The sequence below is a fragment of the Caproicibacterium argilliputei genome (assembly GCF_029211325.2).
Classification (GTDB): Bacteria; Bacillota; Clostridia; order Oscillospirales; family Acutalibacteraceae; genus Caproicibacterium; species Caproicibacterium argilliputei.
Genome location: NZ_CP135996.1, coordinates 644,484 through 655,882, shown reverse-complemented (window position 1 = coordinate 655,882; position 11,399 = coordinate 644,484). Strand labels below are relative to the sequence as shown.

Annotated in this window: 15 protein-coding genes and 1 tRNA gene; 4 read left to right on the top strand and 12 right to left on the bottom strand. The window is 45.1% G+C overall.

All coding sequences use genetic code 11. The annotated features are described in order from the left end of the window. Window positions 1-32: 32 nt before the first annotated feature. Both PXC00_RS03080 and PXC00_RS03075 read left to right on the top strand, forming a co-directional pair. Window positions 33-1,271, top strand: coding sequence for a toprim domain-containing protein (locus PXC00_RS03080; RefSeq protein WP_275846023.1), 1,239 nt, complete (start codon window positions 33-35; stop codon window positions 1,269-1,271). 18 nt (window positions 1,272-1,289) lie between these two features. Then, on the top strand, window positions 1,290-1,481 hold the full coding sequence (locus tag PXC00_RS03075; RefSeq protein ID WP_275846022.1) for an AbrB/MazE/SpoVT family DNA-binding domain-containing protein: 192 nt from the start codon (window positions 1,290-1,292) through the stop codon (window positions 1,479-1,481). 48 nt (window positions 1,482-1,529) lie between these two features. Here the strand turns inward: PXC00_RS03075 and PXC00_RS03070 are convergent, their stop codons facing one another. Then, window positions 1,530-2,129, bottom strand: a complete 600-nt coding sequence (locus PXC00_RS03070) for an NYN domain-containing protein (RefSeq protein ID WP_275846021.1) — start codon at window positions 2,127-2,129, stop codon at window positions 1,530-1,532. Window positions 2,130-2,542: 413 nt separating this feature from the next. Between PXC00_RS03070 and PXC00_RS03065 the strand changes: the two genes are divergently transcribed. After that, entirely contained in the window at window positions 2,543-3,436 is an 894-nt protein-coding gene (locus tag PXC00_RS03065; protein ID WP_275846020.1) for a helix-turn-helix domain-containing protein, read from the top strand. Between the two features lie 29 nt (window positions 3,437-3,465). On the opposite strand, the gene PXC00_RS03060 is transcribed toward PXC00_RS03065, so the two are convergent. The 9 genes from PXC00_RS03060 to PXC00_RS03020 form a co-directional block, all read right to left on the bottom strand. Further along, window positions 3,466-4,116: an SOS response-associated peptidase gene (locus PXC00_RS03060; protein WP_275846019.1), complete on the bottom strand. Its 651-nt coding sequence runs from the start codon at window positions 4,114-4,116 to the stop codon at window positions 3,466-3,468. Beyond that, entirely contained in the window at window positions 4,052-4,300 is a 249-nt protein-coding gene (locus PXC00_RS03055; RefSeq protein WP_275846018.1) for a hypothetical protein, read from the bottom strand. The genes PXC00_RS03060 and PXC00_RS03055 overlap by 65 nt, the downstream gene beginning before the upstream one ends. 14 nt (window positions 4,301-4,314) lie before the next feature. Then, a complete protein-coding gene (dinB, locus tag PXC00_RS03050) occupies window positions 4,315-5,553 on the bottom strand; it encodes a DNA polymerase IV (RefSeq protein WP_275846017.1) in 1,239 nt (412 codons plus the stop codon). Between the two features lie 221 nt (window positions 5,554-5,774). Further along, a complete protein-coding gene (gene cptIN, locus PXC00_RS03045; RefSeq protein WP_275846016.1) occupies window positions 5,775-6,401 on the bottom strand; it encodes a type III toxin-antitoxin system CptIN family toxin in 627 nt (208 codons plus the stop codon). 256 nt (window positions 6,402-6,657) lie between these two features. Beyond that, window positions 6,658-7,452, bottom strand: a complete 795-nt coding sequence (locus PXC00_RS03040; RefSeq protein ID WP_275846015.1) for a DnaJ domain-containing protein — start codon at window positions 7,450-7,452, stop codon at window positions 6,658-6,660. An 89-nt stretch (window positions 7,453-7,541) separates the two neighbouring features. Further along, a complete protein-coding gene (locus PXC00_RS03035; RefSeq protein ID WP_275846014.1) occupies window positions 7,542-7,727 on the bottom strand; it encodes a hypothetical protein in 186 nt (61 codons plus the stop codon). A 1,041-nt stretch (window positions 7,728-8,768) separates the two neighbouring features. After that, window positions 8,769-8,845, bottom strand: a tRNA-Val gene (locus tag PXC00_RS03030). An 81-nt stretch (window positions 8,846-8,926) separates the two neighbouring features. Next, window positions 8,927-9,262 (bottom strand): hypothetical protein, encoded by a 336-nt coding sequence (locus tag PXC00_RS03025; RefSeq protein WP_275846013.1) that lies wholly within the window; start codon window positions 9,260-9,262, stop codon window positions 8,927-8,929. A gap of 6 nt (window positions 9,263-9,268) precedes the next feature. After that, window positions 9,269-9,448, bottom strand: coding sequence for a hypothetical protein (locus PXC00_RS03020; RefSeq protein WP_275846012.1), 180 nt, complete (start codon window positions 9,446-9,448; stop codon window positions 9,269-9,271). Window positions 9,449-9,589: 141 nt separating this feature from the next. Here PXC00_RS03020 and PXC00_RS03015 point away from each other — a divergent pair, with 141 nt between their 5' ends. Further along, window positions 9,590-10,201 (top strand): cytidylate kinase-like family protein, encoded by a 612-nt coding sequence (locus PXC00_RS03015; protein ID WP_275846011.1) that lies wholly within the window; start codon window positions 9,590-9,592, stop codon window positions 10,199-10,201. On the opposite strand, the gene PXC00_RS03010 is transcribed toward PXC00_RS03015, so the two are convergent. Together PXC00_RS03010 and PXC00_RS03005 are read right to left on the bottom strand one after the other, a co-directional pair. Next, window positions 10,181-10,891 (bottom strand): DNA alkylation repair protein, encoded by a 711-nt coding sequence (locus tag PXC00_RS03010; RefSeq protein WP_275846010.1) that lies wholly within the window; start codon window positions 10,889-10,891, stop codon window positions 10,181-10,183. The genes PXC00_RS03015 and PXC00_RS03010 overlap by 21 nt on opposite strands. Next, complete coding sequence (locus tag PXC00_RS03005) at window positions 10,878-11,366, bottom strand: methylated-DNA--[protein]-cysteine S-methyltransferase (protein ID WP_275846009.1); 489 nt, start codon at window positions 11,364-11,366, stop codon at window positions 10,878-10,880. The genes PXC00_RS03010 and PXC00_RS03005 overlap by 14 nt, the downstream gene beginning before the upstream one ends. Window positions 11,367-11,399: the final 33 nt, after the last annotated feature.

Below are 11,399 nucleotides of genomic sequence, written 5' to 3'. Positions count from 1 at the left end.
TTGTCGCACTACATCGAAAGGAGGCCACGGCTATGGCTGTCAGCCGAAAGACTGGAAAATTGTATTACACAGACGAAGAAAGGGAAACTGCACTGCGAAACAACAGTGCGCTGGAATATGCGCTTGCACATAACTATAACCTGGTTCGGCTTGGGAACTCCTATCACCTGAAAGAGCACGACAGTATGGTGTTTAAGCCTGATGGTACCTGGTTCTGGAATTCACAGGGGAAAAAAGGCCGTGCAATTGACTTTTTAATGGCATATGAAGGCTATTCCTACACAGACGCAATTTTGGAGCTTGCCGGTGCGCAGGAGGTGCCCGCACCAAAGCGTCAGGAAATTGCACAGTCAATGAAAGACCTAGAAAAGCCGAAGCCTTTTATTTTGCCGGAAAAAGCAGCAAACTACCGCCGAATGTTCGCCTATTTAGTGAAATCGCGGGGAATCGACCATGAGCTGGTCAGTCATCTGGAAAAAGAAAATAAAATCTATCAAGGCATTACATACGCTCATTTTGACATTGCAGGTTATGACGGACACGGACAAGCCTGGTACACCGTTAAGGAACGCTTTGCAGACAAGTTCAAAGATGTACCGCTACAGAAAATAACGCTGTACAACCGCAATCTGGAGGGTGCACACATTGTTTCTGCTATCCCAGCCCACATTGTGCATGATTTTGTACGTTCCAAGCAGACACTTGCTTATCAGAATGTAGTTATGGTTGGGTACACCCCGCAAAAGCAGCCTTATTATGCTTCCCTGCGCGCCATGGCCGGCAAGTATAAAGTGGACGTAACCGGTTCACACAAAGAATACGGCTTTACGATAAACGAAAACGCAGACAGTAATACTGTCTGCGTTTTTGAAAGTCCGATTGAAGCCATGAGTTATTGGTCAATGTGCAAGGAACTGCACAGTCCGCACGTCAGCTGCCCGATGATTTCCCTCGGTGGGGTCAGTACATCATATGCGCTCAAGCAATTTCTGCAAGACCACCCACAAATACAAAGCATCATCACAGGATTGAATATGGACACTGCTGAAAATGGCCACAATGTTGCAGCCGGACAGCTTGCAACCGACCGTATTCGTCAGGAATTTGGAAGCAAGTATCACATATCCGTCCACAAGCCCAACCTAAATGACTGGAACGATGTTCTGGTCAACTATCGAAATAATCTTGCTGCCATTACACAGCAGCTACAGCCCGCCCGCTCTGCACCGGTGATTCATCACACACAGCAGCGTGGCGGGCCGTCTTTATAATACGAAAGGAATTGCAACATGGAAAGCACAGAAATTGGAGGAATCATTCACGTAAAAGTGGTTGGTGTCGCTCGATGCCTGGACAGCGAAAGTCGCTTGGTAATACCATCCGAATTTCGTCAACAGTTCAATCTTAGAAAAAATGCACTGATTGAAATTATCGGCACCAGTGAAGGGCTGCTGCTTCGACCTATGCAACCAAAGGAGTAAAACGCATGATTTTTTATTACCAGGCAAGAGCAGCACCGGGGGCTAAAATCATTTACGCAAACATTTATCAAAGAAGGTTCGGTCTAAAACGACAATATCATCTGAATGTCGTCTAAGCTTAAAGAGATTCTGACCCTTTACCCCTACAGATATAGTAGTTTTTCCCATTGTATTTAATATATCCAATACAGGAATATAATCGCTGTCACCGCTAACTATTACTGCCGTATCAAAAGAATTATGAAACGCCTTTGTAATCAGATGAGCACTCAAGTTAATATCCGTACCTTTTTCTACCACATAATAACTGCGTGGGTCATCAATATTCATAGTGTCATATGTATAACCATGCGTGGGACGAGCGGAATGTTCTCCTTCTATCACTGTAAAATATTTCTGGTTTTTCAATCCATTGATCCAGTCATAGCACTTCTTCCTTTTTTCATCCTGCATTAAAAAATCATCCGGCTTTGGTGCAAACAAAAAAGTTTTTACCAGTTCGCTGTGATTGGGAAGTTCATTTATTAATTCCGAAGGAACTAAGTTGTAATCTAAACGAGGGGCACGTTCTGTAAAATCTTTATTATAATAGTCAGTAATTGCAATGTTAAAATTTTCAAAGTCAATAAAAACCATTGCTTTTTGCATAAATAAAATTCCTCCCGAAAAATCTAAAGGCTTATTGGCTCGAAAGCCAATAAGCCTTTTCTTTGTCTAATGTGTAGCACTTATTGCTACATTACTATTATATACTCTTGTCGGTAAAAGTAAACCCCTAAATTGCAAAAAGTTTCGGTATATGGTATTTTTTTCGTCATATTAACTTAATATTCACTTTAATATCAAACATTATTGCTAAACATGAATAAATATATGCTTTTGCACCTTCCCGAGACACTGAATCATTTCTTATCATCTGCTATTAAAGAATAAGGCATGGATTACATCCACGCCTTATTCTTTTAGCGGAAATACCGCCCATACTGAACCCTTAAACAAATTCAGTATAGGCGGTATTTCTCTATTTGTCAATCATTTCAAATTATTATGGAGGATTTATTATGCAGAAATATTACATAGCTTCTACCGCCGCATACCAGGTAACAATCAACAGCATGGCCTACAAGGTACTGTCCTATCTGCAGACCTGTGCTGACTACAAAACACGCACCTGCTTTCCAAAGCGCAAAACGATTGCGGCCAAATGCGGAATCAGTGTTCGCAGCGTTGTCCGTGCCGTCAATGATCTATGCGCTGCTGGCTTGCTGAAGCGCAAGTTTCAATTTGCGTTCTTTGTTGGTGACAACGCTATCCGGCAAAAAGAAAACTTATATACCGTCATTGACAACCCTCAAATTAGCTTGCAGGAGGCAAATTGCGTCGAAACGAGCAATTTAAAGGGCAAGCCAAAAAACCGCTCAAAGGGCCACATAGAGCACAATATTCTATATCGGGCGCAGTCTGCCAATTTTGCTTCGCTCACTAGCAGCGAACTGAAAGTATACAACTACATAACTCTCCGTGCAGGAAAAGGCTGCAGCTGCTTTCTGGCCAAAAAAGAAATCGCTGCTGGCTGTGAAATCAGCGCAGTTACAGTTTATCGCTGCATAAAAAAGCTGGTCAGCAAGGGATTGCTAGGCGTACAGGCGCGAACGCGCAATTCCATCACCGGTGATAACGGCACTGCATCCAATCTCTACACCGTGCTTCCCTTTGCCCGTCGGCCGAAGCTTGCTGCGGCAAAGCTGCTGTTTGCATTTCTGCTGAATCGCGCCCTGTGCTTCTCCCCCATTTCACCTGATTCTGTCACCGGGGAGGGTTTCACGGTTGTCACCCCAAGAACACTTTCCCTAAAGAACAAAACTTTAAAGAAAGAACCTAAATGGAAAACAAAGTTTATTGAGAGTGGCCGCAGCTGGCTATCGAAAATTTTGAAGGCTACTGAAAAAGCATGAATTGCAATGACATTTACACTTCATTTTTCTTACATTGCTGTTTTTCTTAGTGTGGGCAGCGTATCAGTCAGCAAGCTAACTGCTTGCTCTTGATTCCGTATCCACTGACTGACACCATCGTGTGTCAACACAAGCGGCATGCGATTGTGTACCGGCTGCATATCAAAATTTGCAGCAACTGTTACAATCACGAATCGATATTCGCTATCGAAGTGGGCGTACAACCCTGCCATATAGAGTGCTGATGTTGCAGAAACATTGAACAGATACTTCTGTTTTTTGCTGTCATGCGACCACTCGTAAAAACCAGTGGATGGAATGACACACCGACCTGCAACAAACGGTGTACGAAACATTTTCTTTTCCTGCAGTGATTCCCCTCTGGCATTGATAATAACGCCTTTGCTTTGAAAAGATGGAAATCCCCAAGTGATAAGCTCCGGCTGTACCTTGTTGTTTTCAAGGACAAGCGCCGGAGCCTTATTTGTCGGGAAAATTTCTCCGGTTCGGATTGGCCCACCCTGTTTCTTTTGCAGGATATTAAGAATCTGCCGAATTTCCTCAGAATCTGTGTTGTCAAACAGTGTATATCTTCCACACATTTTTATCACCCGATCATAGTATATCTTGTTTTGCCTCGACAAACCAGCGGTTTTCTTCCAGCCATAAGTATTTTTCATGACCTTGTATCCGGCAGGTATAGCGAATACCTGCGCCGCCTGCTTTTAGGCTTGCTGCCGGGCGTACATCTAGTATCCTGTCGATTTCAAACAGCTGCCCTGGACCCCAATGCACCGCCAACGGCTCAATTTTGCCTGCCGCGGTATATTTAACGACCATTTCAACGTAACGTTTACAGGACATTGTCTTATCTCCTCTCAGAAGTATCCTACTGGATGAATCGTGTTATCATGGATTGGGTCAAGACCCGAAAGCCGCTGGTCTTTGAGTAATATGGCGGGCTGTACCACATGAGTACCGAACCGCCGTTTAAGCCAATCTGTTGCCCTGTCCAAATCCTCTTTTCGTTCCCGCTGGGTTTCATCCGAAAAGAGATCTGTCTGCGTGGAAACAGAGTCCCCCGTCAAGTCGGAAATGTTGATACCTAAGCTGCGCACCGGCTGCTGCCAGTGATAATTTTGGCGGAACAGTTCTAGTCCGGCTTGCGCGATCTCTTTTGTGATACTGGTGTAGTTCTGCAGCTTATGTTGCCGTGTAAAACTGCAAAGTCCATTATCCCGCACACTGATTCCAACGACCCGGCCTTTCAACCCCTGCTGCCGCAGACGGCGTGCCACACTATCTGCCAGCACATACAGAATAATCTTTGCATCTTCATCACAAGTCAGATCGCGTGGTGTTGTAGTTGAGTTGCCAATACTTTTGATTGCTACCGTATCATCATACTTTGCAACCGGGGAAATATCGTGTCCATTTGCAAAACAATAAAGAACGCTACCCCATTTACCGAACCAACTTTTAAGCAAATATTCCGGCGTACTTGCAATATCTCCTATTGTGTGTACACCATATGCTGTCAGCTTGCGCTGCATTGCATGACCTACATACAGTAAATCACCTGCATCCAGCGGCCAGGCAATCTCTTTAAAATTATCCCGACCAATCCTTGTGATTGCGTCGGGTTTTTTGTAGTCACTGCCGAGTTTTGCAAAAATTTTGTTGTAACTGACACCGATACTGACGGTAATTCCAAGTTCAGCTTTGATACGGCCACTGATTTCCTGTGCAATCGCCATACCAGCGCCTTTGCGGCTGCTACCTGTGACATCCAGCCAACATTCATCCAGCCCGAAAGGTTCTACCTGGTCCGTGTAGTCTAGATAAATTTTTCGTGCCATCTGCGAAAAGCGCAGGTAACGTGGATAGTTCGGCGGCAAAATCACTAAGTCAGGGCATTTTTGTTTGGCCTGCCACAGTGCTTCTCCTGTCTTGACCCCATATTTTTTGGCAATATAGTTTTTGGTAAGGATAATACCGTGCCGGTGCTCCACATCGCCGCCAACCGCTACCGGCTTATTGCGCAGTTCGGGGTGATAGAGACATTCCACCGAAGCATAAAAGCAGTTACAGTCACTGTGCAGGATTACTCGTTCCATATCATCACCGCCGAATAAATGTGCTTATATTTGAACGTATGATTATATTATAGAACAATCGTTTGAAAATAACAATGGTAAATTTAGATAATATAAAAAATCAGTGCGACAACTGGGCAACATTAAACGATAATTTTTGAAATTAAAGAGGCAGTAACTTCGCTCTTTGCTGAGCAAGGTTGCTGCCTCTTTTGTTTGCAGGTGCGACAAATTGTCGCACCTTACTTTTCCGGTTCATCATGCTCTCTATGAATCTTCACCATACGTTCAGAACGTTCAGAATTCAAATATTCAGCTTGATTTTTTGCGGTCAGCAAGCGGGCTGTAAGCGACTGTGCCTCTTGCTGAATAGATTTTTCTAGCTTCAATTGTTGTTCAAGCCCCTTGTATATTGACATTATATCAGGAAATACAATGCGTTGATTACCAAGCAAAACCATTCTGAGCACATCATGTGAATTTTTAATAATTGCGGATGTAAACTTGTAATCCATTCTAACCGGGATGTGGTTTTTATTAAAATATATTTCGCTAATATATTTTGGCGTTATAGGACACATATTCTGGATAAGAAATGCTGCTGGTTTACCAAGCAATTCTCCAAGAACTATGGTTTTACAATGACCATATCGTTGAACCTTCTTATCATAAATTCCCTTATACTTATCATATCTAGATGATGCAGGCACAAGCCAATATATATCCGCATTGATAGAATCAGAAAAACAAAAGAAACAGGGTCGATTATGTAATTTCCCGGCTGTTGCTTCTTTATTTCGCATTAGATTTTGATCTGGAAAGTCTTTATAATATTGATTGTTGATAAAACAAAACTCGCCAGCAAGCATTTTTCTCACCTCATAAAAAACGGGACTCTGCTTTTAAGCAGAATCCCGCCACAATTTTAGTCCCGACCATTTTATTACGCCGCATATCGGGTAGCGGTAAACATCTTGATCCCGACCATTTTATTACGCCGCGCATCGGGTAGCGGTAAACATTTTAAGGGTTACCCCTCTTACATTATTATTATACGCTTGTCACAAAAATATGTCAACAACTTGAAATGTGAATCAAATCTGTAAGTCCGACAAATTGTCGCACCTATGCACTTACACTATGCGTTTTATGATATAAAAGTGCAAAGAACGTAACAATTCCAAATAGTGTCCACATCCATATTTTATCACCATTGAAAAGTAAACAACCAAATGCAAATCCTACATAACCCCATATCAAACTGTATATGACAGACAATATCCAGTTTCCTACTCTAGTCATAAAAATAAGTGCCAGAACTATACCTACACCAATACCAATCAGGAAACAAAATGCCGGATGAATTCGGAAAATCACATTAGTCATAATTGCAAAGAATGCACTTGATAGTAGGAAATCAAGTACAGGTAACGTGTGAATTATATCTCTCCTGTGATATGTAATTTGTTCCGGTTCGTAAGTCTCATAAGTATATGAATCATTATAGTTCATATACTCGCTGTCATTTGTATCTTCACTGTCAGGGTAATCTTTCATAAGAAAGGCATATGCTATTTTCCCAATACGTAGAGCTTCTTCGTCCCCCTTATGGTGGAGCATATACATTATATGAGCCAATTTAATATCATTCACCGTTGCATCAGGAGAAATGCCCAATACCTCATACGGATCTATTGTAAAATCATCTGAGGACGAATCTTCGGCAGTAGGATTGGCTGCCCCTGATTTAACTGCATCATACGCCTGATTAATTTCCTTCATCTTTTCAGATGCAAGGTCAGCTAAAGGATTACCCACATAATTATCTGGATGGTATTTCTTTGCAAGATTTCGATAAGCTATTCTTATATCTTCCGGTGTTGCATCGGGTGAAACGCCCAATATTTGATAACAATCCATTTTCATCACCAAAATTTGTATTTATAGGATAGCTTTATTATACCAAAGTGATTTGAAAATGCAAGTGCAAGTCCGACAAATTGTCGCACTTACACCTCTATGCCGGAGTCGGCCTGCACCAGCTGCTTGATGTAATCCTGTAAAGAGTTATAACCGTGCACCACCGCATAGGCGCGCACAACATCTCTGGAGCCTTTCTTAAAGCGTACCTTCACATCATCATGATTAGTATTATATTTGTCGACAGCTCGTCGCTGCGCTTCACTTGTTTTCATAATATCCCCCATTTCTCATTTTAAGCATAACACAATCTGTGAAATAAGGGTACTGATATATTGCACAATTTTTAGCTTACAGATTTAGTGATTTTACAGCTTGTGATATAAAGGTACTCATTGTATAATGGATATAGGAATCAGGAAAGCAAAAGAAAATGAGCAAGAAAAAACCGCCTTTTCAGGCGGTTGGAAAATTCCTACTTGATTTCTAAGCCATAATATGGTATTATGGCGAAGTAAGTAGAAATTGAATATGCAAACCACAGGCTGTTGAACGTCCACAAAACGTCCAGCAACCATGCGCCATAAAGGTTTAACACGAACCGTTATGACTTGTGAAATGCAGTTACTCGCTAGTATTATAGCGTTAACTTCATACATTTGTCAAGCGACTTTCATTCTAACCTTTTGCGCAGGAGAATGGAAGCCGTTTCTTTTTTTGCTTCACAACAACTTGTTCCGGACGCGCCAAGTAAAAAAGCGCCACAATGTGCATTGTCTTTATCTTCTCGGTAACTCGCCAGCTTCCGTAGCGTGACGGACTGTTCAATGCAGCGGCTACTTTGAAAATATTGTAATGCACTTGTGAGATCTTTGAAAACCCAAAAGTCTTGTGTATCTTAATCCCTGTCCGGCGCGCAAACGTCAACGTGTACCGAGAGGACACGACAGTGAAAGCGCAAAGCCTGTGGGTGGCCATGACCTGTAATTGAGAAGCGAGCCACAACTCCCACCAACTGACATCGGCTGTCAGTGGCAATAATCCCGGAAGGAACAATGATACTTGCACATTGAACGCATCACCGCATTGTGTGCGCCCTGAAAGGACTGTCCGGTGTGTTTACACCCCGGCAATGGACAAGCATTCGCCATGCTCGTATGCAAGACTTAAAAGTTTATGATAATTTTTTTGCAGTGTTCACAGCGCTGCTAGAGGTTATCATAAACGGATGTGCTTAGTATTTCAAAATGCTAAACATATCCGTTTATGATAACAAGGCCAGTTGCAACCACAACTCGCCTCATTATCACAATTTTTGGTGGACGTTATAGGACTCGAACCTATGACCTTCCGCACGTCAAGCGGATGCTCTAGCCAGCTGAGCTAAACGTCCAAATATTATTTCTTCTCAACAGCGCTTGTTTATTATACTGCAGTTTCGCAGAAAAAGCAAGCTTTTTTTCAAAAAATGCGTTTACGGCGCTTTTTTCTGAGCAGAACGGCCATCCCTTGCCACCAGCAGGAATGCCCCACCCGTCACAGCCACCACTGCCAGCAGGCCTGCAATCATCAACCAAATCTGCGCCAACCATGCACCTGCAAAGAGCAGCAACAGGCAGCCGGTCTCCGCAAACAGACATTTGCCCAAAAAGCGACCCGTCCGCCATTGGTCAGCCTTCTTTTTTTTGTCGGCAGGCACACTGCTGAACAGCGCTGCAACTCTGCCGGCGCGTCCGCGCACTAATTGCACCGCCAGCAGCAGCAGCACTGCCATCGCCGCTATTGGAACCACATACACTGCAATCTGCATTTTCCATCATCCATTCCGCTTCTTTTTCAGGTGCTCAACAATATAAGCAACCAAAGCAACGGTCAGCACAACCGCCACGACAAGCATTGCAATCCTAAAGACAAAGGAAAGTACATTGCAAAGCAGAACAATTACAACAATAAAAAGCGCAAACGCGCCGACCTTTTTCCAAAACGGTGTATCCATTTGCTTGTCCTTCTCTCACATTTTCTTAGAGTCATTTTAGGATGAATTCTCTGTGTTGTCAAGTAGTTGACATTTTGCGATAAACAATTTATAATATACAATTATATTTTATAAATTTTCACCAGAAACGAGGTGCCCACCATGCCTGTCATTACCATTGCCCGCCAGTATGGAAGCGGCGGCCGCCGAATTGGCCGCGCCCTTGCTGAAAAACTGGAGTTGCCTTACTATGACAAAGAACTGGTTGCACTTGCTGCTAAAAAAAGCGGCATGAGCGAAGAAGTATTTCAGAAAGCTGATGAACGCCACACCAGCAGTCTGCTGTACTCCCTGGTGATGGGCAACTACTCTTACGCCATGCCCGGCACCGCCGCGAACCTGCCCCTGAATGACCAGCTGTTTCTACTGCAGACACAGATTATCCAGGAAGCCGCCAGAAAAGGGCCGTGCATCATCGTCGGTCGCTGCGCGGACTATATTCTGCGCGACTTTCCGCACGTGTTCAAAGTGTACCTCTATGCAGACCGGAAGCTGCGCGTGCAGCGTACCATTGAGGAATACGGTGTTGACACACAAAAGGCAGGCGACATTGTTGCCAAAGTCGACAAGCGCCGCGCCGCTTACTGCAACTTTTACACTGGCGCCAAGTGGGGCAGCCCGGAAAACTACGACCTGTGTCTCAACACCGGCAGCATTGGTCTGGACAACGCCGCACAGTTGATTCTGCGCGCATCACAGATGAAACTGGGCTGAGGACCGCAGCCCCGCGCGGATGGCTTCCCGCTGTGCCTGCGGCACGCGGTTGGACTCGGTGATTTTCTGCAGCGCTTTTCGGTAGGTAAACGCATCCAGACGACTGCTGTGCAGGTACGCAGTCGTTATTTCCGGGCAGTGCACATAGTAAACTGACACCGCCCACGCCGCCGCCATCTGTGCATAGTATGCCCGGCTGGTCATCCGATCAATCCGCTGCAGCGCCGCCTGTGCGTGGTCTGTATCCGCAAAGTGAGCCAGCAGCATCACCAGCCCGAAGCGTGCAAAGTATTCACGTTCGTCTGCCAGATACGGCTGCAAAAACCGCCAAACTGGCTCTGGCGCCCTGCGCGCCACCCGCAGCCCAGCGCAGAAGCTGTCGCACACTGACCAGTTATTGATTTTCGGCACAAAATTTTGTACATATGCAAGGGTTTCCTGCGGCTCCGCTTTTGCGCAGCCAATGACCATCCCCTGCAGCATCGTTTCCTCAAAGTAATCGTCCGGGCACCCCCGCAGAAACGTTCGCCAGTCTTCGCGGGCCAGTTCCCGGGCGATTTTTCGCAGATGCGGCAGGCGCACGCCGAGCAGCCTCTGTGCCGCCTCCGGCGGAAGCAGTCTGCCGGAAAATGCACAGTAAGACGGCTCTGCAAGCGTGTGTAGGATTTGCTCCAACTCAAAAATTTCCATACAGGATTCCTTTCCGGTCACCCTGCTCCAGCTGCAGCAGGTAGGCTTTGGTTTTTAGCCCGCCGCCGTAGCCGGTCAGCGAACCGTTTTTGCCGATGACACGGTGGCACGGCACCACAAGCAAAATCGGGTTGCGGTGATTCGCCATGCCGACTGCCCGGCAAGCTTTTGGGTTTCCCACTGCCTGCGCAATCTGCCCGTAGCTGCGTGTTTCCCCATAGGGAATCTGCAGCAGGGTACGCCACACCCGCTTTTGAAACGGCGTTCCCTTCGGAGCAAGCGGCAGGGAAAACACTTTCCGCTTGCCTGCAAAGTACGCTTGCAGCTGCTGCACCGCCATTTGCAGCAACTGTGTTTCCTGCTGTATCCCTATGGCGGGCGGTGTTTCGCTTTTTCTGATTTCCGTAATTGCCTGTCCGTTTTCCATCACCCAAAGCGTGCCGACCGGCGAGTGGTACGGCAAAAAAGACCGCATGACTGCGCCCCCTTCCCTTTTCTCTCCCACAAG

Excerpts from the sequence above, each read along its gene's own strand:
- PXC00_RS03080 (WP_275846023.1), top strand. The coding sequence starts at position 33 with ATGGCTGTCAGCCGAAAGACTGGAAAATTGTATTACACAGACGAAGAA.
- PXC00_RS03075 (WP_275846022.1), top strand. The coding sequence starts at position 1,290 with ATGGAAAGCACAGAAATTGGAGGAATCATTCACGTAAAAGTGGTTGGT.
- PXC00_RS03070 (WP_275846021.1), bottom strand. The coding sequence starts at position 2,129 with ATGCAAAAAGCAATGGTTTTTATTGACTTTGAAAATTTTAACATTGCA.
- PXC00_RS03065 (WP_275846020.1), top strand. The coding sequence starts at position 2,543 with ATGCAGAAATATTACATAGCTTCTACCGCCGCATACCAGGTAACAATC.
- PXC00_RS03060 (WP_275846019.1), bottom strand. The coding sequence starts at position 4,116 with ATGAAAAATACTTATGGCTGGAAGAAAACCGCTGGTTTGTCGAGGCAA.
- PXC00_RS03055 (WP_275846018.1), bottom strand. The coding sequence starts at position 4,300 with ATGTCCTGTAAACGTTACGTTGAAATGGTCGTTAAATATACCGCGGCA.
- dinB (WP_275846017.1), bottom strand. The coding sequence starts at position 5,553 with ATGGAACGAGTAATCCTGCACAGTGACTGTAACTGCTTTTATGCTTCG.
- cptIN (WP_275846016.1), bottom strand. The coding sequence starts at position 6,401 with ATGCTTGCTGGCGAGTTTTGTTTTATCAACAATCAATATTATAAAGAC.
- PXC00_RS03040 (WP_275846015.1), bottom strand. The coding sequence starts at position 7,452 with ATGGATTGTTATCAAATATTGGGCGTTTCACCCGATGCAACACCGGAA.
- PXC00_RS03035 (WP_275846014.1), bottom strand. The coding sequence starts at position 7,727 with ATGAAAACAAGTGAAGCGCAGCGACGAGCTGTCGACAAATATAATACT.
- PXC00_RS03025 (WP_275846013.1), bottom strand. The coding sequence starts at position 9,262 with ATGCAGATTGCAGTGTATGTGGTTCCAATAGCGGCGATGGCAGTGCTG.
- PXC00_RS03020 (WP_275846012.1), bottom strand. The coding sequence starts at position 9,448 with ATGGATACACCGTTTTGGAAAAAGGTCGGCGCGTTTGCGCTTTTTATT.
- PXC00_RS03015 (WP_275846011.1), top strand. The coding sequence starts at position 9,590 with ATGCCTGTCATTACCATTGCCCGCCAGTATGGAAGCGGCGGCCGCCGA.
- PXC00_RS03010 (WP_275846010.1), bottom strand. The coding sequence starts at position 10,891 with ATGGAAATTTTTGAGTTGGAGCAAATCCTACACACGCTTGCAGAGCCG.
- PXC00_RS03005 (WP_275846009.1), bottom strand. The coding sequence starts at position 11,366 with ATGCGGTCTTTTTTGCCGTACCACTCGCCGGTCGGCACGCTTTGGGTG.